The 23,938-nt window shown below is 37.4% G+C and carries 21 protein-coding genes and 1 other annotated feature; of the genes, 19 read left to right on the top strand and 2 right to left on the bottom strand.

Translation table 11 applies throughout. The annotated features are described in order from the left end of the window. The first annotated feature begins 78 nt into the window (after positions 1–78). On the top strand, positions 79–729 hold the full coding sequence (locus MKY26_RS11055; protein ID WP_095372373.1) for an amino acid ABC transporter permease: 651 nt from the start codon (positions 79–81) through the stop codon (positions 727–729). A 16-nt stretch (positions 730–745) separates the two neighbouring features. Next, positions 746–1,483 (top strand): amino acid ABC transporter ATP-binding protein, encoded by a 738-nt coding sequence (locus tag MKY26_RS11050; protein WP_307312704.1) that lies wholly within the window; start codon positions 746–748, stop codon positions 1,481–1,483. An 80-nt stretch (positions 1,484–1,563) separates the two neighbouring features. On the opposite strand, the gene MKY26_RS11045 is transcribed toward MKY26_RS11050, so the two are convergent. Continuing rightward, positions 1,564–2,046 carry a LiaI-LiaF-like domain-containing protein gene (locus tag MKY26_RS11045; RefSeq protein ID WP_095372375.1) on the bottom strand — a complete coding sequence of 161 codons (483 nt, stop codon included), beginning with the start codon at positions 2,044–2,046 and terminating at the stop codon, positions 1,564–1,566. 238 nt (positions 2,047–2,284) lie between these two features. Between MKY26_RS11045 and hemA the strand changes: the two genes are divergently transcribed. From hemA to MKY26_RS10995, 10 genes are all read left to right on the top strand, one after another. Beyond that, positions 2,285–3,625, top strand: a complete 1,341-nt coding sequence (gene hemA, locus MKY26_RS11040; protein ID WP_322909645.1) for a glutamyl-tRNA reductase — start codon at positions 2,285–2,287, stop codon at positions 3,623–3,625. A 15-nt stretch (positions 3,626–3,640) separates the two neighbouring features. Next, positions 3,641–4,474: a cytochrome C assembly family protein gene (locus tag MKY26_RS11035; RefSeq protein WP_095372377.1), complete on the top strand. Its 834-nt coding sequence runs from the start codon at positions 3,641–3,643 to the stop codon at positions 4,472–4,474. Positions 4,475–4,511: 37 nt separating this feature from the next. Further along, positions 4,512–5,447, top strand: coding sequence for a hydroxymethylbilane synthase (gene hemC / locus MKY26_RS11030; protein WP_095372378.1), 936 nt, complete (start codon positions 4,512–4,514; stop codon positions 5,445–5,447). After that, the gene (locus tag MKY26_RS11025; RefSeq protein ID WP_322909643.1) at positions 5,444–6,205 is read left to right on the top strand and encodes a uroporphyrinogen-III synthase; all 762 of its coding nucleotides are present in this window, start codon (positions 5,444–5,446) and stop codon (positions 6,203–6,205) included. The genes hemC and MKY26_RS11025 overlap by 4 nt, the downstream gene beginning before the upstream one ends. A 19-nt stretch (positions 6,206–6,224) precedes the next feature. Beyond that, a complete protein-coding gene (gene hemB / locus MKY26_RS11020; protein ID WP_095372380.1) occupies positions 6,225–7,205 on the top strand; it encodes a porphobilinogen synthase in 981 nt (326 codons plus the stop codon). A 16-nt stretch (positions 7,206–7,221) separates the two neighbouring features. Next, the gene (gene hemL, locus MKY26_RS11015) at positions 7,222–8,508 is read left to right on the top strand and encodes a glutamate-1-semialdehyde 2,1-aminomutase (RefSeq protein ID WP_095372381.1); all 1,287 of its coding nucleotides are present in this window, start codon (positions 7,222–7,224) and stop codon (positions 8,506–8,508) included. A gap of 367 nt (positions 8,509–8,875) precedes the next feature. Continuing rightward, complete coding sequence (gene spoVID, locus MKY26_RS11010; protein WP_095372382.1) at positions 8,876–9,979, top strand: stage VI sporulation protein D; 1,104 nt, start codon at positions 8,876–8,878, stop codon at positions 9,977–9,979. Between the two features lie 110 nt (positions 9,980–10,089). Beyond that, complete coding sequence (gene ysxE, locus MKY26_RS11005; RefSeq protein WP_095372383.1) at positions 10,090–11,157, top strand: spore coat protein YsxE; 1,068 nt, start codon at positions 10,090–10,092, stop codon at positions 11,155–11,157. A gap of 309 nt (positions 11,158–11,466) precedes the next feature. After that, positions 11,467–11,703 (top strand) — a binding site (T-box leader). 76 nt (positions 11,704–11,779) lie between these two features. After that, a complete protein-coding gene (locus tag MKY26_RS11000) occupies positions 11,780–14,425 on the top strand; it encodes a valine--tRNA ligase (protein ID WP_095372384.1) in 2,646 nt (881 codons plus the stop codon). 72 nt (positions 14,426–14,497) lie between these two features. Then, positions 14,498–15,796: a bifunctional folylpolyglutamate synthase/dihydrofolate synthase gene (locus MKY26_RS10995; protein WP_341097113.1), complete on the top strand. Its 1,299-nt coding sequence runs from the start codon at positions 14,498–14,500 to the stop codon at positions 15,794–15,796. 126 nt (positions 15,797–15,922) lie between these two features. Here MKY26_RS10995 and MKY26_RS10990 read toward each other — a convergent pair whose 3' ends face one another. Continuing rightward, positions 15,923–17,461: a PilW family protein gene (locus MKY26_RS10990; RefSeq protein WP_307312717.1), complete on the bottom strand. Its 1,539-nt coding sequence runs from the start codon at positions 17,459–17,461 to the stop codon at positions 15,923–15,925. A gap of 60 nt (positions 17,462–17,521) precedes the next feature. On the opposite strand from MKY26_RS10990, the gene MKY26_RS10985 reads away from it, so the two are divergent. The 7 genes from MKY26_RS10985 (at position 17,522) to MKY26_RS10955 (ending at position 23,921) form a co-directional block, all read left to right on the top strand. Further along, complete coding sequence (locus MKY26_RS10985; RefSeq protein WP_307313720.1) at positions 17,522–17,887, top strand: type IV pilus modification PilV family protein; 366 nt, start codon at positions 17,522–17,524, stop codon at positions 17,885–17,887. Further along, on the top strand, positions 17,878–18,270 hold the full coding sequence (locus MKY26_RS10980) for a hypothetical protein (protein ID WP_307312718.1): 393 nt from the start codon (positions 17,878–17,880) through the stop codon (positions 18,268–18,270). Before MKY26_RS10985 ends, MKY26_RS10980 begins: the two co-directional genes overlap by 10 nt. After that, positions 18,267–19,436: a VanW family protein gene (locus MKY26_RS10975; protein ID WP_095372389.1), complete on the top strand. Its 1,170-nt coding sequence runs from the start codon at positions 18,267–18,269 to the stop codon at positions 19,434–19,436. The genes MKY26_RS10980 and MKY26_RS10975 overlap by 4 nt, the downstream gene beginning before the upstream one ends. A gap of 13 nt (positions 19,437–19,449) precedes the next feature. Then, complete coding sequence (locus MKY26_RS10970) at positions 19,450–21,138, top strand: GspE/PulE family protein (protein ID WP_322909637.1); 1,689 nt, start codon at positions 19,450–19,452, stop codon at positions 21,136–21,138. Then, entirely contained in the window at positions 21,104–22,144 is a 1,041-nt protein-coding gene (locus tag MKY26_RS10965; protein ID WP_095372391.1) for a type IV pilus twitching motility protein PilT, read from the top strand. The genes MKY26_RS10970 and MKY26_RS10965 overlap by 35 nt, the downstream gene beginning before the upstream one ends. Next, positions 22,137–23,339 (top strand): type II secretion system F family protein, encoded by a 1,203-nt coding sequence (locus MKY26_RS10960; protein ID WP_095372392.1) that lies wholly within the window; start codon positions 22,137–22,139, stop codon positions 23,337–23,339. Before MKY26_RS10965 ends, MKY26_RS10960 begins: the two co-directional genes overlap by 8 nt. Positions 23,340–23,447: 108 nt before the next feature. Beyond that, positions 23,448–23,921: a prepilin-type N-terminal cleavage/methylation domain-containing protein gene (locus MKY26_RS10955; RefSeq protein WP_095372393.1), complete on the top strand. Its 474-nt coding sequence runs from the start codon at positions 23,448–23,450 to the stop codon at positions 23,919–23,921. The last annotated feature ends 17 nt before the right edge of the window (positions 23,922–23,938 follow it).

Below are 23,938 nucleotides of genomic sequence, written 5' to 3'. Positions count from 1 at the left end.
GAATGCATCTCCGTTTATTGCGTGTGCATTCGCCTCTTCTATCTAAAGAGAAAATACATTTTACCTTAAGGAGGAAATATGGACATACTAACAACGTTTGTTGACACCTTCCCAATGTTTTTTGAGGGAATGCTCCTAACTTTTCAATTAACAATAGTCTCAATTTTTATTGCTATTTTTATCGGTCTCTTTTTTGCAATGTTAAAGATATCTAAAGTGAAAGTATTAGAGTGGGTTGCGGACCTCTATATCTTCTTAGTCAGAGGAACACCTCTCGTTGTGCAAATTTTTATCTTTTATTTCGGTTTAACTTCATTAAATATTTCCGGTTTTTGGTCCGTTGTTTTAGGTTTAGCCTTCCATAATGGTGCCTATATTGCAGAGATTTTTAGAGGAGCCATTCAATCTATTGAAAGTGGTCAAATGGAGGCAGGTCGATCCCTAGGGATGAGTGCAGGCTTAACAATGCGAAGAATTATTTTACCACAAGCAAGCAGACGTGCTTTGCCACCACTCGGGAACCAATTTATTATCGCGTTAAAGGATTCTTCACTAGCTTCGTTTGTAGGTGTCTATGAGCTCTTTAATATTGCCACAACACAAGGATCAATCAATTATGATTATATGACTTACTTATTGATTGTTGCCGTCTATTATTTAGTGCTTGTTCTTCTATTTACAGTTATTGTGAACCTTGTTGAGAAGAAAATGTCTAATAGTGAGCGATAGAAAGGGATGAATGTAGATGAGTGAATCAGTTATGATTAGTATAGAGAAATTAAATAAGTCTTTTGGTGATCTTCATGTATTAAAAGATATTGATTTTACAGTAAAAGAAAGCGATGTTGTTTGTCTAATAGGTGCCAGTGGTTCTGGTAAAAGCACATTACTAAGATGTCTTAACTTTCTAGAATTAAAAGATAGTGGAACAATTACATTAGAGGGTGAAGTAATAGAAAAGGACTCTCATGACTTAAATGAAATTAGACAGAGAGTTGGAATGGTGTTTCAGCACTTTCATCTTTTCCCTCATAAAACAGTCATACAAAATATAATGGAAGCACCGATGCAAGTGAAAAAATTATCGAAAAAGGAAGCAGAGGAACAAGCGCTAGTACTCTTAGATAAAGTTGGCTTATCGGATAAGAAAGATGTTTATCCATCTAAACTATCGGGTGGTCAAAAGCAGCGTGTTGCCATTGCGAGGGCATTAGCGATGAAGCCGGATGTAATGCTGTTTGATGAACCAACTTCTGCACTAGACCCAGAATTAGTTGGTGAAGTGTTAGCAACAATGAAAGAACTTGCTGAAGAAGGAATGACGATGATTGTCGTCACGCATGAAATGGGATTTGCGCGGGAAGTAGCAGATTGGGCAGTGTATATGCATGATGGTAAAATCGTTGAAGTCGGTCATCCTGAAGAGTTATTTAATCATCCAAAGGAAGAAAGAACGAAAAGCTTCCTAGATTCTGTTCTTTAAAAAGAGTTAATAATTAAAACGAAAAAACGAACATTTTCTTTGCAGATATGTTCGTTTTTTCAATGGAAGTTTCTAATAGATTATTTTCTTTTAATGAGGAAAAAGAGGCCAATGATAATAAAAATAGCAGGCCAGAATTTCGTTATGTATGAAATGATCTCACCGTAGCTACCTGCATATTGCGAAATTTTTTCATAAAATAATAAAGTAATGGCTAATACTAACATAAGAAACCCTTGCAAGAGGCCGTTGCCTGTTTTTAAGTAATATAATAAAAAGGCAAGGGCAATAATAAGGACAAAGGCACCAATATGATTAGGCCATATGCTTAAACGATCAACAATGATGAAATGTAAACCAAACCCAAAGAGAATCACACCGGGAAATATAGCATTATATTCTTTACCGCTATATGCTTGGATTAAAAAGGCCAAACCTGTAATAGCTAGTAATACTGGCCAGGTCAATAACGATTGTAAACTCTCAACCTGTAATTGCTGGATGAGAAAGAAACAGCCGTAGCCTACTAAGATAATACCGGCAAATAGTCGTTGACTTTTCATTTATTCACCACTTTCAGTTAGGTACACTTGAATATTAGGCAGATTTTTGGTATTGTACATAGTGGAGTGTTTATGATAATAAATATCAAATTATAATAGTTCTAAAGTAATCATATACTACTCAAATATCATATCATATGTGTTCATACTCTGTTCACATTTTTTCGAAAAAGCTTGTAAAGATAATGTTATAATATATGTATGTAATTATGCAATTTTTTTGGGGGGTCTACTAAAAATGCATATCGTGGTCGTTGGTCTAAATTATAAAACAGCCCCTGTGGAAATTAGAGAGAGATTAACATTCGATCCTTCTCAATTGGGTGAGGCAATGCAAGCATTGCAACAAAAGAAAAGCATCTTGGAAAATGTAATTCTATCCACATGTAATCGGACCGAAATTTATGCGGTTGTTGATCAACTGCATACAGGAAGATATTATATTAAAGAATTTTTAGCCGATTGGTTTCAAATAGATCAAAATGAATTTTCGCCCTTTCTTTTTATTTATGAACATGATGGTGCGATAGAGCATTTATTTAAAGTCGGTAGTGGATTAAACTCAATGGTTCTAGGAGAAACTCAAATTTTAGGCCAAGTTCGCTCTAGCTTTTTGCAAGCGCAAGTTGAACATACAACTGGAACAATTTTCAATCAATTATTTAAGCAGTCCATTACATTTGCTAAAAAAGCACATTCCGAAACAGATATTGGTGCAAATGCTGTATCTGTCAGTTATGCTGCAGTTGAGCTTGCTAAGAAAATATTCGGTCTAATTACGAATAAGCAAGTACTTATTCTTGGAGCAGGTAAAATGGGCGAATTAGCGATACAACATCTTCATGCAAATGGTGCGAATGTTACGGTTATTAATCGTACTTTTGAGAAAGCGAAAAATTTAGCACACCGCTATGAAGGGCAAGCGAAATTAATGCAAGAATTACAATGTGCATTAGTGGAAGCCGATATCGTGATTTCTTCTACAGGTGCAAACAGTTATATGATTACAAAAGAGATGATGGCAGATGTAGAAAGATTGCGGAAAGGTAAGCCATTATTTATGGTCGATATTGCTGTTCCACGTGATTTAGATCCAGCACTCGCTGATTTAGATAGCGTTTTCTTATATGATATTGATGATCTAGAAGGTATTGTTGAAGCGAATTTGCAAGAACGTAAAAAAGCAGCGGCGAAAATTCAATTATTAATCGAAGGAGAAATCGTTGAATTTAAACAATGGCTTAAACTTCTAGGTGTTGTACCTGTCATCTCTGCTTTAAGAGAGAAAGCTCTTGCTATTCAGGCTGACACAATGAAAAGTTTGGAAAGAAAGCTTCCTAACCTAACAGAACGTGAAAGAAAAGTGGTTAGCAAGCACACGAAGAGTATTGTGAACCAAATGTTGAAAGACCCTGTATTACAAGCAAAAGAATTGGCAGGACATAAAAATGCTGATAAAGCATTAGAATTGTTCGTGAAAATATTTAATATAGAAGATCTTGTTGTCCAGCAAATCGAAAAACAAGAACAACCAAAATCAGATCGTGTAAAGGTGCAACAGACATCCTTTCAATCATAAAAAGGGGTACTGTCCATGTTTGATATCTATATGGCACGCCTGCATGAATTTACTGTCGTTCTTTATGCAGCGAGTGTACTTCTCTACTTTATTGACTTTTTAGCAAGTAACCGGAAGGCCAATCGTGTCGCCTTCTGGTTACTTGCATTTGTATGGGGATTACAGACGGTATTCTTATTACTCTATATGTGGAATACGGGTAGATTCCCTGTATTAACGATATTTGAAGGTTTATACTTCTACGCATGGGTACTTATTACATTTTCTTTAATTATTAATCGCATTATGAAAGTCGATTTTATCGTTTTCTTCACAAATGTACTTGGTTTTTTTATTATGGCTTTACATACATTTGCTCCTATTGAGATTGAATCAGATGTGCTGGCGAATCAATTGATGTCTGAGCTCCTCTTTTTTCATATTATTGGTGCGATTCTCTCATATGGTGCTTTTTCATTGTCATTTGTATTTGCTCTTTTATATTTGATTCAATATGATTTGTTGAAGAGGAAAAAGTGGGGTTCAAGGCTTATTCGAATTGCGAATTTATCACAACTAGAAAAAATGTCTTATCTATTTGCTAGTATAGGGGTGCCTATGTTAGTGATTAGTTTAATATTAGGGATACAATGGGCTTATATGAAATTACCAAATATGGTATGGTTGGATTCAAAAGTGCTTGGTTCCTTATTGGTACTCATTTTGTATAGTATTTACTTATATTTAAAGGTTGGCAGAGGAATGAGTGGTAAATCACTTGCTACTTGGAATGTGGCTGCTTTCCTTGTTGTATTAATTAATTTTTTCTTATTTGGAAGGTTATCGTCTTTCCATTTCTGGTATGAATAAGAAAAGGAATATGTTTTTAAAGAATAGGGAGGCTGTCATGAGAAAAATAATTGTCGGTTCAAGAAGAAGTAAGCTTGCGTTAACACAAACGAATTGGGTGATTGATCAGTTACGCCGTTTGAATCCTGCAGTTGATTTTGAAGTAAAAGAAATTGTAACAAAAGGAGATAAAATCCTGGATGTTACCCTTTCAAAGGTAGGAGGAAAAGGCCTATTCGTTAAAGAAATAGAACAAGCGATGTTAGATAAGGAAATTGACATGGCTGTACATAGTATGAAGGACATGCCAGCTGTCTTACCTGAAGGATTGACCATTGGTTGTATTCCGGAAAGAGAAGACTACCGAGATGCACTTATTTCCAAAGGCCATGTGAAATTAGCTGACTTAAAACCAGGTGCAATTGTCGGGACAAGTAGTTTAAGAAGAGGTTCACAAATTTTGGCTAAAAGACCAGATTTGGAAATTAAATGGATTCGAGGGAATATTGATACACGTCTTGCTAAACTAGAAACAGAAGAATATGATGCCATTATTCTTGCTGCTGCCGGCCTATCAAGAATGGGATGGACGAAGGAGATCGTTACAGAATTTATTGATCCAGATATTTGTTTACCAGCTGTTGGTCAAGGTGCACTCTCTATTGAATGTAGAGAAGATGATCATGAACTAAGAAGGCTTTTAGATGCATTCACTTGTGAGGAAACGAAAAGAACAGTGCTTGCCGAGCGTGCATTTCTTCATAAAATGGAGGGCGGTTGCCAAGTGCCGATTGCAGGCTTTGCACGTTTAACTGAGAATGGTGAAGTAAGTTTGACTGGTTTAGTTGGTTCTCCAGATGGTCGTACGATTTATAAAGATATGGTTGTTGGTGATGATCCTGAGACAATAGGGTATCAAGTAGCAGAAAACTTATCGGAATTAGGTGCAAAAGCATTAATTGATGCTGTCAAAGAGGAGTTAGACGAAGGATGATTCATGAGGACAGTGCCTTACATGGAATGTCTGTCCTTATTCCCCGAAGTAAAGATCAATCGGAGGCTAGTGGTGATTTGGTCAGATCCCTTGGTGGACATCCAGTAATTATCCCATTAATTTCGTTTAGAGAAACAACAGAAGCCCATTCTTTAAAAACCCATGATTTCACACAATACCAATGGATTATTTTCACAAGCAGTGTGTCAGTTGAGGTGTTTTTTACATATGTGTCACAGAAGACAAACTTACCGAAGTTGGCCGTTATAGGAAAGAAAACAGCTGAAAAGTTATCACAATATGACTTGAAAGCTGATTTCATACCAACGGAATTTGTGGCTGAAACTTTTACCCTTGAATTTTTAGCAATTTTAGGGGATGAACAAAATATATTCTTGCCTAAGGGCAACTTGGCCCGAGATTATATTAAGCAAAAGCTTATGGAAGCAAAGCATAGAGTGACTGAACGAATCGTTTATGAAAATTTTTTTCCTGATGAGAGTAAACAATTATTAACGGGTCGCTTATTGAATGATGGCATTGATATACTATTATTTACCAGCCCATCAACGATTGATCACTTTATGGAAATCGTAGAGGGTCATGATTTGAAGAATCAAATAAGGAAGAGTATCATCGGTTGTATAGGACCAATAGCTGCAAAAAGAGCAGAATTTTACGGTTTGAAGGTACATGCTGTACCAACTATATATACATTTAAACATTTAATTAAGGAAGTAGTAAAAGTCATTTCTTAATCAAGTTGGAGGTAGTACAATGGATAGTCAATTTAATCGTCATCGCCGTTTACGTCGGACAGCTAATATGCGCAATTTGGTAAGAGAAACACATCTACATGTGGAGGATTTTATTTATCCAATTTTTGTTGCAGAAGGACAAGACATAAAAAAAGAAATTCCTTCTATGCCAGGCATTTATAATTTATCATTAGACCATTTAACTGAAGAGATGGATGAGGTTGTATCTCTAGGTATCCAATCTGTTTTATTATTTGGTGTTCCTCTTGAAAAGGATGCTTGTGGTACGCAGGCGTATCATGAACATGGAATTGTCCAAGAAGCAACAAGATTAATCAAGGAAAAGTATCCAGAAATTTTGGTCGTTGCAGATACTTGTCTTTGTGAGTATACTGACCATGGTCATTGTGGTTTGATTGAAAATGGCGAAATATTAAATGACGCTTCATTAGAATTACTTGTGCAAACAGCAATTAGTCAAGCAAAAGCAGGCGCAGATATTATTGCTCCTTCTAATATGATGGATGGATTTACAATCGCTATTCGTGAGGGCCTTGATGAGGCAGGCTTTGAACATATACCTGTTATGTCTTATGCAGTTAAATATGCGTCTGCTTTTTACGGACCATTTAGGGATGCTGCTGGCAGTACACCACAATTTGGTGATCGGAAATCATACCAAATGGACCCTGCAAACCGCTTAGAAGCAATGAGAGAGGCAGAATCAGATTTAATGGAAGGTGCAGACTTCCTCATTGTAAAGCCTGGGATGCCTTATCTTGATATTGTTCGCGATGTGAAAAACAATATTAATTTACCACTTGTTACTTATAATGTAAGTGGCGAATACTCGATGGTAAAGGCCGCTGCACAAAATGGCTGGATTGACGAAGAAAGAATCGTGCTTGAGATGTTAACAGGGATGAAAAGAGCTGGTAGTGATTTAATTATTACTTATCATGCAAAAGATGCTGCCAAATGGATGAACTCACACAAATAAGAAAAGAGGGATGTTTATGCGTTCATATGAAAAGTCACAAGCCGCATTTAAAGAAGCAGTTAAATTGATGCCTGGTGGAGTAAACTCCCCAGTGCGTGCTTTTAAATCGGTTGATATGGATCCGATTTTTATGGAGAAGGGCCAAGGATCAAAAATCTATGATATTGATGGTAATGAATATATTGATTATGTCCTTTCATGGGGACCACTGATTTTAGGACATGCTAATGAAAAAGTTGTTTCTGCGGTGAAGGAAGTTGCCGAAAATGGCACAAGCTTCGGGGCGCCAACGTTGATTGAAAATGAATTAGCACAGCTCGTCATCGATCGTGTTCCTTCAATTGATGTGATTCGTATGGTTTCATCAGGTACAGAAGCAACGATGAGTGCATTAAGATTAGCTAGAGGTTTCACAGGACGCAATAAAATAGTTAAATTTGAAGGCTGTTATCACGGTCATGGAGATTCTCTCTTAATTAAAGCCGGTTCTGGTGTAGCTACACTTGGATTGCCTGATAGTCCTGGTGTGCCTGAAGGTATTGCAAAGAATACGATTACAGTTCCATACAATGATCTTGAAGGTGTTAAATACGCTTTTGAACAATTTGGTGAAGATATCGCTGCCATCATTGTTGAACCTGTTGCTGGTAATATGGGAGTTGTCCCACCAGTAGAAGGATTTTTACAAGGGTTACGTGATGTGACAACTGAATACGGTGCCCTTCTTATTTTTGATGAGGTAATGACAGGTTTCCGTGTTGATTATAACTGTGCCCAAGGTTTCTTCGGCGTTACACCTGATTTAACTTGCTTAGGAAAAGTAATAGGTGGTGGACTGCCTGTTGGTGCTTACGGTGGTAAACGAGAAATTATGGAGCAGGTTGCACCAAGTGGCCCCATTTATCAGGCAGGTACATTATCAGGGAACCCGCTTGCGATGGCTGCCGGTTATGCAACATTAAGTCAATTAACACCGGATACGTATGCTAACTTTATTAAGAAAGCTGATAAACTCGAATTAGGCTTGAGAACAGCAGCAGAAAAATATGAGATTCCACATACAATTAACCGGGCAGGATCGATGATTGGACTATTTTTTACAAATGAAGATGTCATTAATTATGATCAAGCGAGAACGTCTAATCTTGACTTCTTTGCCTCTTATTATCGTGAAATGGCGCTTCAAGGCGTATTCCTTCCACCATCACAATTTGAAGGTTTATTCCTGTCTACAGCATTAACGGATAAAGATATTGATCAAACAATTGCCGCAGCAGAAAAGGCTTTTGCGAAATTGAAATAAGTTTTTAGCGAACAATTCCATTCCGGAATTTGTTCGCTTTTTTATTCTCGATCGAAAGATGCCAATCTTTTTGAGAGAGGGGCAAAGAGAAGAACAACGGTAGCCAGAATGAAAAAGAAAAAGGCTCACATCGAAAAATAGTCAAAGTGGATATAGTCACTTATGTAGAAAATAATTCTCTGTTGGAAAAGATGTGAGATTTTAAATTCGCAACCCCTAAATTAATCTATTCCTCTTTAACAATATAGTTATTCTATCGAAGACGTGCTCCTTTCTAAGTAAAGTAATCATAATTCACTTTTCCTCCTCATAAAGTGTAAGAGAAAAGATGTTATTGTTTTTGATGATATGGGAGGAGGAGTCGAATATGTCTCAAGGAAATCCGTCGAACTTGCGGTTTTCATTAGAGGAATCCGTTTGGTTTCAAAAAGGACAGGAAGTATCACAATTACTTTCGATTTCACTTGATCCGAATATAACGATTCAGGATAGTGAGCAGTATGTAACGATTCAAGGTGCACTAGAACTAACAGGCGAATATCATCGTGATGAATCAACCGAGGACAGTATGAATGAACCGCCATCTACATTAAGGTTTATCCAATCTGTGGAAGAGAGGGAAGAGGGGGTATGTGAGTTTACACACTACTTTCCTGTAGATATTACGATCCCGAATAACCGTATTGAGAGATTGGATGATATTGATGTCCAAGTAGAGTCATTTGATTATATGTTTCCTGAAAGAAGTTGCATGAAACTCCATGCTAATTTGACGATATCTGGTTTGTATGGTGACCAACAGCATGTGGCATATACTGAAGATGAGAATAATGTGCTTGAACTTGATACGGTAGAACGTTCAACGGTTCAGGATCAAGAAGAAGAAGACACAGACACCAGTCGTGAAGAAGAACAAACAACAGAAATTAACTTCTCCCTACCAGAGGAGAATGAAAAAGATGAAGATGTGTTTGTTGCTGAAGCGAAGCAGGAGCCAGAAGTGGTTGAAGAAGAACCGGTATTAAATCGCTCCTTACCTATTCTTGAGCCCCAAGAAGAAGAACCCATTGATATGCCAGAGGTTTCTTTTATAGCTAATCGATATGAAGAGAAAAAGCAGGAAGCAGAAGAGATTTTTGAGGTTAAGCAAGTAGAAGAAACAAAACCAGTTCAAGAGCTTGAAGAATTGAAAGATGAGCTTGAATCCTCTTCAGAAGAAGTGAAACCACAAAAGAAAAAAGTAAAGGGCAAGAAAAGCATGAGTTTGACGGAATTTTTTGCTCGTAAAGAAGATGAAGAACAATTGACGAAGGTTAAGGTATGTATTGTCCAGCCTAATGATACCATTGATCTTATTTCAGAAAGATATGATGTGACACCACAAACATTAATGAGAGCCAATCAACTAGAATTGAATCAAGAAGTGCATGAAGGCCAAGTTTTATATATCCCTGTAGCTGTTACGAACTAGCGGATAAGGGGAGTACATTAAGAGCAGATCTCATCGGTCTGCTCGCATTTTTATCAGTGTCACTTGTTTACTTACACAGTTTAGGTAAGCGAGGAAAGTGAGTGGTCTAAGTGGCAAAGGAAAATAGATTAAAAAAATATGGTCCGATCTTAAAACACTACGCACTTGAGCCAAATTTCATCGAAAGTTTTGGTAGCGTTCAAAAGGTTTACTCTAGCAAAGGTGTTTTTTCTTTAAAAAAAATAAAAGCAAATCATGGTGCGGACTTCATTCGTTATATTCAGCAATTATACCAAATGGGTTATAACCGGATCGTCCCGATTTATCCGACGGTTGATGGTAGGTATGCCGTTTTACACAACCAAAAGCTGTATTATTTAATGCCTTGGCTAGCTAATGAGATTAAAGAAGATCAATTTGAACGGCATCAACAAATGTTTAGAGAACTTGCTCGCTTGCATGTCTTAAGTACGAAAGAAGTGGAAGTCTCCAAAGAAGAACGTGAAGAGCATTATGAAAATACGTTACTAGAATGGGAAAAGCAGAGTGAATTTTTGGATGGTTTTATTGAAACATGTGAATCTAGGGAATATTTATCTCCTTATGAATTGATGTTTACACAATATTATAATGATATCGCTCAAGCTTTAACTTTCTCAACGAAGAAATTAAAGGATTGGTACGAAAAAACGAAGGAAGAGGAAAAAGTTCGTACAGCTGTTATACATGGAAAAATTTCTACCGAACATTTCTTGTATGATGAGCGCGGATATGGCTATTTTTTGAATTTTGAAGAAGCGAAGAGAAGTTCACCTATGCATGATCTTCTTCCGTTCTTATCAAGGTCATTAAAAACCTTTCCGAAGCGTGCGGACGATGCTGTCGATTGGATTTACACTTATTTTAAGCATTATCCGTTTAGAGAAGATGAAATGCTGTTATTTCAAAGTTATTTTGCTCATCCAGGGCCTGTCATTCGCGCAGCAGAAAAATATCATAATGGTAAGTCGAAAAAGAATGAAAGAAAGCATGTAGAGCATATACAAAGGCAATTTTGGTTATTAAAAAATACGGAATATGTGGCTATGAGGATTGATGAAATTGAGCGTCAGAAAAAACAAGCACAAGAAGCAGCTGAGAAGGCGAATGCAGAACAAGAAGGAGCCCAAAATGGATAAAACCTGGGCTCCTATATTCATTTTAAGAGAATCCAAATGGTAAACAAACTCACTCAGTAAAAGCAAGTTTTATATCTTAGGGTATACCTTTCTACCCCTCCTCGAAAGTTTACATTTAGGTAGTGGATTTCTCTTTTGCATCCTCATCCCGCGCATATTCCCTCATACATAGGCAGGCTCAAAATATGAGCAATTTTTTTTACAGGTTTGTTCCCTTTTTTTATTATCATGTATATAATAAAAAAAATTGGTCATCCTTATTGACTATAGTGACTATTTTTAGGTAGTATTACTTTATATTCAAACAAATGAAAAGCTTTGATAGGGAAGAGTACATTGGCGCTTTGCTTTAAGAGAGGAAAATCAATTGCTGTGAGATTTTCTAAGCGAACCCATTGGAAGGTCGCCCTGGAGCTTCTTTCGTGAACGTAGTTCTATTATTAGCGAAAGACGGGAACGCCGTTATCCATTCGAGAGTCAATTACTAAAGTTTATGGTAATTGAAAAAAAGGTGGTACCGCGGAAGCAACTCCATTCGTCCTTTTTGTGACGAGTGGAGTTTTTTATTTTGCTTTTGTTTGATTGTTAACGATAAGCGAATGTGAGAAAGGATGAATAGGCGATGGAAGAGAATAATATCACGATGCCAACAAAATATGACCCTCAGTCTATTGAACAAGGTCGTTATGATTGGTGGTTAAAAGGAAAATATTTTGAGGCAAAAGATGATCCGGAGAAAAAACCTTATACAATTGTGATACCGCCACCAAATGTAACGGGAAGGTTGCATCTTGGTCATGCATGGGATACAACGCTTCAAGATATTTTGACGAGAATGAAGCGCATGCAAGGGTATGATGTTTTGTGGTTACCTGGTATGGACCATGCAGGTATTGCTACTCAAGCAAAAGTTGAACAAAAACTGCGCGAAGAAGGAAAAAGTCGTTATGATCTTGGTCGTGAAGCGTTTGTAGAGGAAACGTGGAAATGGACGAATGAATATAAAGGACATATTAGACAACAATGGTCTAAGCTTGGTCTCGGTCTAGATTATAACCGTGAACGCTTTACACTAGACGAAGGGTTATCAGATGCTGTACAAGAAGTTTTCGTTGCTTTATACAATAAAGGTTTGATTTATAGAGGCGAGTATATTATTAACTGGGACCCTTCTACTCAAACAGCTTTATCAGATATAGAAGTGATCCATAAAGATGTTCAAGGGGCGTTCTATCATATGCGCTATCCATTAACAGATGGTAGTGGTCATATTGAAATTGCGACAACAAGACCTGAAACGATGCTAGGTGATACAGCGGTTGCCGTTCACCCTAAAGATGAGCGTTATCAACACTTGATTGGTAAAACGGTGAAACTACCTATTACTGGCAGAGAAATTCCGATTGTTGCAGATGATTATGTTGACATGGAATTTGGTTCAGGAGCAGTAAAAATTACACCAGCTCATGACCCAAATGACTTTGAAATTGGTAATCGTCATAACCTAACAAGAATTCTAGTAATGAATGAAGACGGGTCAATGAATGAGAATGCTGGCAAATATCAAGGGCTAGATCGTTTCGAATGTCGTAAACAAATCGTTAAAGATTTGCAAGAAGAAGGTATTCTTTTTGAAATCGAAGAGCATCTTCATTCTGTTGGTCATTCAGAACGTAGTGGAGCAGTTGTAGAACCTTATTTGTCTACCCAATGGTTTGTAAAAATGCAACCACTTGCGGATGCGTCTGTTGAGTTACAAAAGGGTGAAGATAAAGTCAACTTCGTTCCAGATCGTTTTGAAAATACGTATTTACGCTGGATGGAAAATATTCGTGACTGGTGTATTTCTCGTCAACTTTGGTGGGGCCATCGCATCCCAGCTTGGTATCATAAGGAAACAGGTGAAGTATATGTAGGAACAGAAGCACCGAGTGATAGTGAGAACTGGAAACAAGATGAAGATGTGCTTGATACATGGTTTTCATCAGCGTTATGGCCATTCTCTACATTAGGTTGGCCGAATGAAGAAAGTGCTGATTTTAAACGCTATTATCCGACTGATGCGTTAGTAACCGGCTATGATATCATTTTCTTCTGGGTATCTAGAATGATTTTCCAAGGTATTGAATTTACTGGTGGCCGTCCATTTAAAGATGTACTTATTCACGGATTGGTTCGTGATGCGGAAGGTCGTAAGATGAGTAAATCACTAGGTAATGGTGTTGATCCAATGGATGTTATTGAGAAATATGGTGCAGACTCTTTGCGCTATTTCTTATCAACAGGAAGCTCACCAGGTCAGGATTTGCGTTTCAGCTTTGAAAAAGTAGAATCTACGTGGAATTTTGCTAATAAAATATGGAACGCTTCTCGATTTGCCTTAATGAACATGAATGGATTAACTTATGATGAAATTGATTTAACCGGTGAAAAATCGGTTGCAGATAAATGGATTTTAACGCGCTTAAATGAAACAATTGAAACGGTAACAAGGTTGTCCGATCGTTATGAGTTTGGTGAAGTGGGCAGAATCCTCTATAACTTCATTTGGGATGATTTCTGTGACTGGTATATTGAAATGGCAAAACTGCCATTATACGGTGAAGATGAAGCGGCTAAACAGACAACAAGATCTGTTCTCGCTTATGTATTAGACCAAACAATGAGATTATTGCATCCATTCATGCCGTTTATTACAGAGGAAATCTGGCAAAACCTCCCTCATAAAGGAGAATCGATTACAGTTGCCTCTTGGCCGACTGTGAATGAAGAGCTTTCCGATAAAGCAGCAGCAGAAGAAATGAAACTGCTTGTGGAAATTATTCGTTCTGTACGTAATATTCGTGCAGAGGTAAACACACCATTGAGTAAGAAGATTGATATGCTCATCAAAACAAAAGATGAAAATGTACAGAAGGTTTTAAGTAAAAATGTTGGTTATATTGAACGCTTCTGTAACCCTGAGCAATTAACCATTGCGATTGATGCAAAAGCACCTGATAAAGCGATGACAGCAATTGTTACTGGAGCAGAAATTATTCTGCCATTAGCAGGTTTAATTAATATTGATGAAGAAATTGCTCGTCTACAAAAAGAATGGGATAAGTTAAATAAAGAAGTGGAACGTGTTCAGAAAAAATTAAGCAATGAAGGTTTTATTAAGAAAGCACCTGAAAAAGTAATCTCTGAAGAAAAAGCGAAAGAACAAGATTATAGCGAAAAACGTTCAGCAGTTGAAGCAAGAATGAACGAATTAAAAGGTGAATAAGGTATAATAGGAGAGGAGGCGAAATATCGTCTCCTCTTATAATGGTTATATTAATAAAGGTGGCAGATAGAAATGTTTACAACATATGAAGAAGCAATTGGTTGGATTCATTCTCGTCTTCGTCTTGGGATCAAACCAGGATTACAAAGGATGGAATGGATGATGGAAAAGTTGAATCATCCAGAAAGAAGACTGAAGGTTATACATATAGGGGGAACGAACGGTAAAGGTTCGACACTTGCTTATATCCACTCGATCCTTGAAGCAGAGGGGATTATGGTAGGTACATTTACTTCTCCATATATAGAGCAATTCAATGAACGGATTACATTAGGCGGCAAGCCGATTTCTGATAAAGATATTGTCCAGCTAGTAAATGATATTTATCCGCTTGCAGTAGAGCTCGAAGGATCAGAACTAGGAGAGCCATCTGAATTTGAAATTATAACAACAATGGCGATTCATTATTTTGCCCATATTGAACCGGTTGATATTGCTTTGTTTGAAGTAGGATTAGGTGGCAGACTAGATTCAACAAATGTCCTTCATCCCCTATTATCTATCATTACAAATATCGGTCTTGATCACACTGCGATATTAGGTGATACGATTGAGAAGATTGCCTCTGAAAAAGCTGGGATTATAAAGCCTGGAACCCCAACTATTACTGGTGTTAAGCAAGATGAGGCAGTGGCTGTTATCGAAAAGACAGCAAAAGAAAAACATGCAAAAGTTTATCAAGCAAATAAGCAATTCCAAGCGGAGCATATCGTATCGACAGAAGTAGGTGAGGCCTTTTCTTTTCAGAATACATTTAGGCAAAGAGACTATTTAGAAATATCGATGCCAGGTGTTCATCAAGTAGAAAATGCTAGCTTGGCGTTGATGGCGGTTGATTTTCTGAATCAATATTTTTCCTTTGTGATTTCAGAAGAAAGCATAGAGAGAGGCTTGAAAAAAATGTATTGGCCTGGTCGTTTTGAGCGCGTGGCAACAGCACCACTAACGATTTTAGACGGAGCACATAATGAAGAAGGAATGGCTGCTGTTTGTGACGAATTAGAAAAGCGCTATCAAGATCGTGATATTTATTTTATTTTTGCAGCATTAAAGGACAAACCACTGCAAGGCATGATTCAAAGAATGGAGGATTGTGCGAAAGCGATTACTTTTGTAGGGTTTGATTTCCCTCGTGCGGCAACAGCTGAGGAACTGTCTGCAATCAGTCAAAAGAATCATCATTTAGTTACAGCTGATTGGCAAGAAGCAATAAAAGAAACGAAGGAAATGATGCGTGAAAATGATGTTTTAGTGATTACAGGTTCCCTATACTTTATTTCTGAAGTAAAGCGTTTTTTTGCTCATCAATAATGATTGGTTACGATGGATATTGCTTGTAGCCGTATAAGTAAAGGGCGTCAAATACTTTTAGAATCGCCCTTTACTTTTTAGTTGACCAACATGAATAGAGCAATTGGCGTTTTCTCATTATGTGTCTTATTCAAGAGGGAAATCCTTTTCTTGAGCAAAAAAATCACTAATCGGGATGTAGTTCACTGTTGTTCCCCCACTCATAAGGTAAACGCCATTTTTAGCAATGATACTGCCATTAAATTCTCCTCCATAAAAGGTTACACTTCCATATGGAGCAAATACAACTCCGCTAAATCGTTCAATCCATTGACTTTGTGAACCGATATATACATCACCGGTAGCAATAATTACTGCTTTTGAAAAGGAGTTTATATAACGGTATTTTTCGTCAAGATATGGAGAAATGGTAATATCTTCGCCAAATAATTTCATATTTTCACTTTTTACTGAGGAACCATAGCCATTTGCTTCATACCATCCTGCTGGTTTGGTTTTAAGAAGAGGGTAAGAAGGGATGCTACAACTCGTTAACTTTTCTAAAGATGATCCTTTTTGATAAGCGGATAAATCTATATTATTCGGATGATACAATTCTCCAACATATGTTGCTAAAGCGGAAGGAGAAAAGGATGGAGTCCAATCAACCGTCAAGTCTTGATGAGAAAAAAGCGCCTTCTCAAAGTAAGCATCTTTGATGTATGTGTCACCACCAATATGTACGTTATCTTTATATGTTCCTCCAGGTAACACTGCATCCTTCATTATTGTTAAAGGTTGATAAAAAGTCGTATCCTTAATATTGGCCCTTCCATTCACAACGGTATGACCATAAATAGAACGTCCACCTGAGGCTGAAAAGTCGCCGTTAATACAAACTTGCCCTGGCTTAGAAGCTGATCCTAACCCTGCACTACCTCCTTGTAAATTTACATCTCCATCTATAAATAGATTAGAAACACTACTTAAGGCGCCGCCATTGATCTGGGCAGTTTTTAATGAATCTCCAATATATATGGTGGCATCGCTACCATTGATTCGGTTACCATGAAAGGCAAATGAGGAACCATGGAGAAATAGTTGACTTTCTATCATGCATTGATAAAAGCTGTCAGAGCAAGTAGAATTCTCTCCTTCATCAGGGTCCTCGCCATTATCTTCTCCGTCGCCGGGATTCTCCACGTTTCCGGAATCGTCCTCTTTATCTCCTATCAGCAGTTTGTTTATTTTTGTATGAACACCGAAAGTATCTTCTCCGCCTGCAAGAGTGAATTGAACATCAATAACATCACTAGAAATGAGGCAATCCTCAAGAGGTTTCACATCATCTTCATGATAACTACAATAAGGATCTGCTGTGCTTTGATTAGCAGGTTTAATCGAGATGTCTTTGAAGTGAATATCATTTCTTAATAGTAAAGAAGGTAGCGATAAAGAATATTGTGGCGTTGTTGCATATTTTACTTGATGTAAGTCTCTTAAATAAGCCATAATGAGGTTAGATTCTTGCCTTAAATTGACAGAAGTAAAAGTCTTACTTTTTGTTTTCTCTATTGAAATAAAAGTACCATAAATGACAGAACTAATAATTGAAAGGATAGCAATGGTCGCTAGTACTTCAATTAATGTCATACCTATGTTATTTTTATAGTTATATTGACCCATTTCTTTATACCCCCTTCATACCTTTATTTTACATAATAATTACCTGGAGGTGAATGAGGAATTTTTAAACTATTAAAAAAACAAAAGGGGTTAACACTCATTGAAGTCATTGTTTCTCTTTTGTTAATCACGATTGTACTTACTGCGTTTATTTCTGTCTTTATCAATGCAAACGGACAAATAACAAGAGCGGAGAATGATTTTACTGCATTACAACTAGCAGAGAAAGCATTAATAGAGGGAAAGTGCGGTCAAGAAACTGTTGATATAAACGACCAAGAATATGTTATTAAGGTGATTCAGAAGATGGTAGAAGAAAAAGCAATACTGAAGGTTACTGTCTCTACTGGAAAGGAAGGAGATGAGCCTTTAGAGGAACTCTATGGTATATCACAACTTGAAGGTGAGGGTTCAAGGTGCGAGTAAAGGAAAATGGCGAAAAGGGGTATGCACTTGTTACTGTTCTCTTGCTTATATTGTTGCTATTTATTATCATCCCACCGCTTTTGTTAGGTGTCCTTCAATCAACCAAACAAATCACACAAAGTCAATTTGATATCCAACATCGTCGTTTGATTGAAGTAGGAGTAACCCTATTTGCTACCCAAGAAGGGAACAAGGCGATCGCGCTATCTGACCATCACTGTGTGGTTTTCGCTACAGATACATCTTGGGTTGAGATAGAGGATGAGACGAGTGCTTGTAAATGTGACAATGCATTGGATATAGAAGGGTTAGGTATAATCCCTATTTATAAAAATAAGTGCGGATCTGCAATGGCATTCGTACATGAAGGTGAAGAAAAATGAAAGCAAGAATAATTCTAACAAGTATTGTACTAATTCTTCTGCTCATCATCGTTTGGCAGTATGTTGCTCATGCCACTCCTCCTTCTATTCATTCAAGCAAAACGAAAGTGGCAGATGTGGTCATTAAAGGTTTAAGTGAAGGAGAAATAAAAAGTAAGTTACTGCAAAAAATAGAACAATGGCGAAATAAAGCACAAATAAAGGTTGCCTACCTTGATGAAGAATGGATACTTGACCCGCAATTATTTCGCTTTAACGTGGAGAATACTGTTGAAGAACTAACAGAAGGAACAAATAATCCACTTTTTGTTGAATATGATAAGCAATTATTTTATGAGCGTGTAGAAGAATTATTTTCACAATTGACGTTGAATGAAGAAGAAATGAATAAAATCTATGAGGACATTGTAGATAAAGTTAGTAGATTAGAAACATCCTATAATGTGCAAATAGAGGAATACTTACCTGTAACACTTGTACAAGAACCACTCGCTCAAGTTGTACTACAAGTAGATGCTGATTGGAGTGGCTATACCCAATCCATTGCTATCGATAATCGTTCCCTTTTCTCTGTGTTAGATCAATTCGGTGAGGAAAATGATCTACATATAATAGCAACAGGCATTTATCAACTTACCTTACATACGAATTTTTCCATTGAAGAAAGATACATTCAAAATAAGCAGCCAAGCTTTACTGAGGCAGGATATGAAGCTTACGTGGACAAAAAAAGACAACATGATTTCAAATTCTACAACCCTAATACTGTCAATTATACAATCAAAATAGAAGAGAACAGGGGGAGGATGTATTTTACTTTAATGGGGCCACCATTTATTTATGATTATGAAGCCGTAATAAAAGAGACGGAGCAAATTGAGCCACTGACAAAGGTATATAACCAAGAAGGGTTAGAAGACGGTGTGAAAATGATTGAAGAGGGTGCCGTAGGTATACGGGTTGTCATTGAGCGCCAGAAGCGAAAAGGTATGTTTATAGAGACATTTGCTAGATTGAAAGATTATTATCCCCCCATATCTACAATTGAATGGAGAGGTGACGGTAGGGAAGATGAAGAGAACAAAAAAGTAACAAAGGATTCTAATGAAGAAAGTGAACCGCGTGATGATTTATGGGGGATAGAGGGCGAAAAAATGGAGAAATAAAGGAGGAAATCTCTTGCGCAAAAAATTAGGTGAATTATTAATAGATGCCGGTGTTATCACCCATGAAGCATTAGAGAAGGTATTACGGGAAAAGAACAAGAGTCAAAAGCTCGGGGATGCCTTACTACAAAGCGAATTAATAACGGAGAAACAACTCATTCAAGCGCTCGAATGGCAATTGGGCATTCCTCATGTGGACTTAACGGCTTATCCAATCAATCCCTCAATTTTGCAATTTATCTCAATGGAAGTGGCGAAGAGAAATCTTGTCATTCCTTTAAAGCTTGAGGGTGACCATCTCCTCGTGGCGATGGCGGACCCACTAGATTACTATACAATTGATGATCTTCGATTAACAACAGGGTATAAAATTCATCCAGCCATTGCTGCTAAAGATGATATTGTTCGTACGATCCATCGCTATTATCGAGATGAACCTAAAGAAGAAGTGGCAGCTGGGAATGAAAGGCAAGGAAAGCAAAGAAGTAGAAGGAATGCACCGATTATCCAGTTAATAGATCAATTATTAAGTAGTGCCATTGCCATGAAGGCTAGTGATATTCATATAGATGCACAAGAAAGCAGTGTTGTTATTCGCTTTCGCGTTGATGGGTTATTACGTCGAGAGAGGGAATTAGCGAAATCAATCCAAAATGAACTATTTTCAAGAATTAAAATCATGGCAGAGATGGATACAACCGAGCAAAGAATAGCACAAGACGGACGTATCAAAATACCAATTGATTATCGCACGGTCGATATAAGGGTGTCTATTATTCCGACGGTTCATGGGGAAAAAGCGGTATTAAGAATATTAGATCGGCAAGAGCGGCTTATGAAGTTTGAACATCTTGGCTTTCAAAAAGAATATTTAATGCAAATAAGGCAGATGATTCAGCAACCGGCAGGTATTGTACTAATTACAGGACCAACTGGTGCCGGAAAAACATCTACCTTATATGCCGCCTTGCATGAAATGAATAAAGAAGAAGTCAATATTATTACGATTGAAGACCCTGTTGAACAAATTCTAAAAGGAATCAATCAGCTACAAGTTCATAAGCAAGTGGGGATGACCTTTGCTAGTGGATTGAGATCTATATTAAGGCAAGACCCAAATATCATCATGATCGGTGAAATAAGAGATCAAGAAACAGCTCAAGTCGCTATAAGGGCAGCTTTAACAGGGCATCTCGTTTTAAGTACTCTCCATACAAATGATAGTGTGTCAACGGTGATGAGGTTAATCGATATGGGAATTGAACCTTTCCTAGTGAGCTCAGCATTAAATGGTGTGGTTGCTCAAAGATTGGTACGCAAAGTCTGCCTTGAATGTAGGGAAACCGTTACACCTACTTCGTATGAGCAAACGGTATTTGCTAGCAAAGGAATTGAACCTGAAAACTTACAAAGAGGGAGAGGGTGCAGTCATTGCCAGATGACAGGGTATAAAGGGAGAATCGCTTTACATGAAGTTTTTACATTAAACGACGTTTTGCGAAAAATTATTACTACTGATCATGATACTACTACATTAAAAATCGCAGCCAAGAAAGCTGGGATGAGAAGCTTATTAGAAGACGGATTGCATAAAATCTCTCAAGGACTGACGACTTTAGAGGAAGTGTTAAAAGTAACGATGTTAGAGGAAGGGGGGAGTTTGGGAAATGAAAATGATAGATTTGTTAACGAGCGCGTATAACAAACAGGCATCTGACTTACATATTAGTGTAGGGACTCAACCGATTATTCGTATCAATGGTGTGCTAGAAAGAATCACAGAGGAAATATTAACACCACAGGCGACAGAGGAGATGGCTAAAGAGATCATTCCTATTCACCTTTGGCAAAAGTTTAAAGAAAAAGGGGAATTAGATTTCTCATATGGCATTCCTGGTTTATCCCGTTTTAGAGTCAATGCTTATCATCAAAGGTCATGTATAAGCCTCGCAATTCGTGTTGTTCCAGTCAGCATTCCAACATTGAATCAGCTTTCTTTACCGCCGGTGTTAGCTAAATTAGTTGAGCAACCACAAGGGCTTTTCTTAGTGACGGGACCAACAGGTAGCGGCAAATCAACAACATTAGCAGCTATTATTCAACAAATGAATGAAACTTTTTCTAAGCATATTATCACTTTAGAAGATCCGATTGAGTATTTACATAAACATCATCGGTCAATTATTAATCAGAGAGAAGTCGGTTTTGATACACAAAACTTTGCCAACGGGTTGCGGGCTGCATTAAGACAAGACCCTGACGTCATATTGGTGGGTGAAATGCGTGACCTTGAAACGATTCAAACAGCGATTACAGCTGCTGAAACGGGTCATCTCGTTCTAGGCACATTGCATACATCTAGTGCTCCTTCAACAATTAATCGTATGATTGATGTTTTTCCGGCTGACCAACAAACGCAAATTCGCTTTCAACTTTCATCCGTCTTAGTAGGGGTTTTTTCACAGCGACTCTTGCCTTTAAAAACGGGTACCGGTCGAACGGTAGCTACTGAATTATTAGTGAATACAGCAGCAGTAGCTAACCTTATTCGTAACGAGAAAATCCATCAGCTCATCAATGTGATGCAAACATCAAGAGAGATTGGCATGCATACACTAGAGACAAGCGTAACGAAATTATTACAAAAACAGCTCATCTCTCCGGAGGTGGCTTCTCCCTTTATAAAAGAAAGGAGACGTCATGGCTAGATTCTCCTATGTCGCTAAAAGCTTAAAAGGAAAGCGGACAGGAATCATTCATGGCTGGACAAAAAAAGAGGCGGTCACTAAATTAGAGCAAAAAGGATTTCGGGTTATCGAATTAAATGAAGTGAGAGAAACATTCTGGACAAAAGATATTGCCTTAAAAAAGGGATTAAAGACAAGTGTGCTTGTAGTGTATTTGAGGCAATTCGCTGCCCTTTTACAAGCTGGAATTACAGTAATTGAGGCAACAGATATGTTAGCAGAGCAGACGGAAAATAAACGTTTAAAGCAAGCATTATTAAGTATGAGAGACACTTTGGATGAAGGAAAGCCTCTATCGGAAGCAGTAAAAGAACACCCTGATTTGTTTCAGCCTTATATGATTCATATGATACATGCTGGAGAAGCCGGGGGGATGCTAGATGATGTCGTACGCCGTCTGGCCGATTATTACGAAAAACAAAATCAGCTAAAAAACAAGGTTTTATCTGCCCTAGCCTATCCTATTGTTGTCAGCATCATTGCTATTTTTGTTGTTCTATTTTTAATGCTACAAGTGGTGCCGACATTCGTTCAAATGTTCGCAGGCTTCAATGCAGAACTTCCAGCCATTACGATATTTGTCCTTCGTATTAGTGACTACCTTACGATGAACTGGTATATGATTCTCTTTTTCTTATTCGTGCTTGTACTCACGATTTTACTATTTCGTGATCATAAACTCCTTAGAGGTTGTAGAGACTGGTTATTGTTACGTACCCCATTTATCGGAAGAATGCTTATTATTAAAGAGGTCGCTTTATTTACGAGAACATTATCAAGCTTGTTAATCAGTTCTGTATCGATTGTAGAAGCACTTAAAATAGTGGAAAGAATGGCTTCCTTAACGGTAATAAAAACTATTCTACAAGATGCAAGTCTCAGTATTGAGACAGGAAGATCATTAGCGAAGCCGATGAAGAATCGTCTGCTACCTCCATTGCTTTCACATATGATTGCCGTTGGTGAAAGAAGTGGTTCCTTAGATGAGATGCTTGAAAAAGTAGCTGATTTATATGATAGTGAAATCGATCAGACAACCGAACGGATGAAAGCGCTGCTTGAACCGCTTATGATTATCATCTTAGCACTTATCGTCGGTACAATCGTTATCAGTATCGTTGTGCCTATGTTTGATATTTTTAATCATGTTGAATAATATCTACCATTTAGAGGAAAAAATATCTATTTATTTCTCAGAAAAATAGTATAATATACTTAGGTAATTATACCTATTTTAAATAAAAAGATAGAAAGGTAGATGAACATGTTGAAAAAATGGAAAAAACAGTGTAAAAATGAGCGAGGGCTAACGCTTGTTGAATTATTAGCAGTTGTTGTCATCCTTGGTATACTAGCTGCCATTGCTGTGCCTAGTATCGGAGGATTGATTGATAATAGTAAAAAGGATGCTCACGTCGCCAATGCAAGGCAGATGATTAGTTCAGCTAAATTAATGGTAGCTTCAGAGGATGTTATTCAAGAGAACAATGGAAATAAAATAATATACTTAGCTGATATAGAGGAATCTGGTTATTTGGAAAAGATGGATGATCCAGATAAAGTTAAAAATGGATATAAAAGAAATAAAAATAAAAATGGTTCCTATGTTGAAGTTGAAAAAGATAAAAGCAATATCACATACAAAGTTTTCTTAACAAACGGAGAAAGATCAGTTTCTGATGGAAATAATGAAGCCGTTCTAGAATCTGACTTATCTAGAGAAAGTGTTAAGGAATAAAGTTAGGAGGTCAATCA

Source organism: Cytobacillus sp. FSL R7-0680, assembly GCF_038009245.1.
Lineage (GTDB): Bacteria > Bacillota > Bacilli > Bacillales > Cytobacillaceae > Cytobacillus > Cytobacillus kochii.
Note: the sequence above shows the minus strand (reverse complement) of the source record. Positions and strands in the feature narration are given on the sequence as shown.

Coding starts and splice junctions, on each gene's coding strand:
- MKY26_RS10960 (WP_095372392.1), top strand. CDS start 22,137: ATGGCTAGATTCTCCTATGTCGCTAAAAGCTTAAAAGGAAAGCGGACA.
- MKY26_RS11050 (WP_307312704.1), top strand. CDS start 746: ATGAGTGAATCAGTTATGATTAGTATAGAGAAATTAAATAAGTCTTTT.
- spoVID (WP_095372382.1), top strand. CDS start 8,876: ATGTCTCAAGGAAATCCGTCGAACTTGCGGTTTTCATTAGAGGAATCC.
- MKY26_RS10995 (WP_341097113.1), top strand. CDS start 14,498: ATGTTTACAACATATGAAGAAGCAATTGGTTGGATTCATTCTCGTCTT.
- hemA (WP_322909645.1), top strand. CDS start 2,285: ATGCATATCGTGGTCGTTGGTCTAAATTATAAAACAGCCCCTGTGGAA.
- MKY26_RS10965 (WP_095372391.1), top strand. CDS start 21,104: ATGAAAATGATAGATTTGTTAACGAGCGCGTATAACAAACAGGCATCT.
- MKY26_RS11035 (WP_095372377.1), top strand. CDS start 3,641: ATGTTTGATATCTATATGGCACGCCTGCATGAATTTACTGTCGTTCTT.
- MKY26_RS10955 (WP_095372393.1), top strand. CDS start 23,448: ATGTTGAAAAAATGGAAAAAACAGTGTAAAAATGAGCGAGGGCTAACG.
- hemL (WP_095372381.1), top strand. CDS start 7,222: ATGCGTTCATATGAAAAGTCACAAGCCGCATTTAAAGAAGCAGTTAAA.
- MKY26_RS11025 (WP_322909643.1), top strand. CDS start 5,444: ATGATTCATGAGGACAGTGCCTTACATGGAATGTCTGTCCTTATTCCC.
- MKY26_RS11000 (WP_095372384.1), top strand. CDS start 11,780: ATGGAAGAGAATAATATCACGATGCCAACAAAATATGACCCTCAGTCT.
- MKY26_RS10990 (WP_307312717.1), bottom strand. CDS start 17,461: ATGGGTCAATATAACTATAAAAATAACATAGGTATGACATTAATTGAA.
- hemB (WP_095372380.1), top strand. CDS start 6,225: ATGGATAGTCAATTTAATCGTCATCGCCGTTTACGTCGGACAGCTAAT.
- MKY26_RS11045 (WP_095372375.1), bottom strand. CDS start 2,046: ATGAAAAGTCAACGACTATTTGCCGGTATTATCTTAGTAGGCTACGGC.
- MKY26_RS10975 (WP_095372389.1), top strand. CDS start 18,267: ATGAAAGCAAGAATAATTCTAACAAGTATTGTACTAATTCTTCTGCTC.
- hemC (WP_095372378.1), top strand. CDS start 4,512: ATGAGAAAAATAATTGTCGGTTCAAGAAGAAGTAAGCTTGCGTTAACA.
- MKY26_RS11055 (WP_095372373.1), top strand. CDS start 79: ATGGACATACTAACAACGTTTGTTGACACCTTCCCAATGTTTTTTGAG.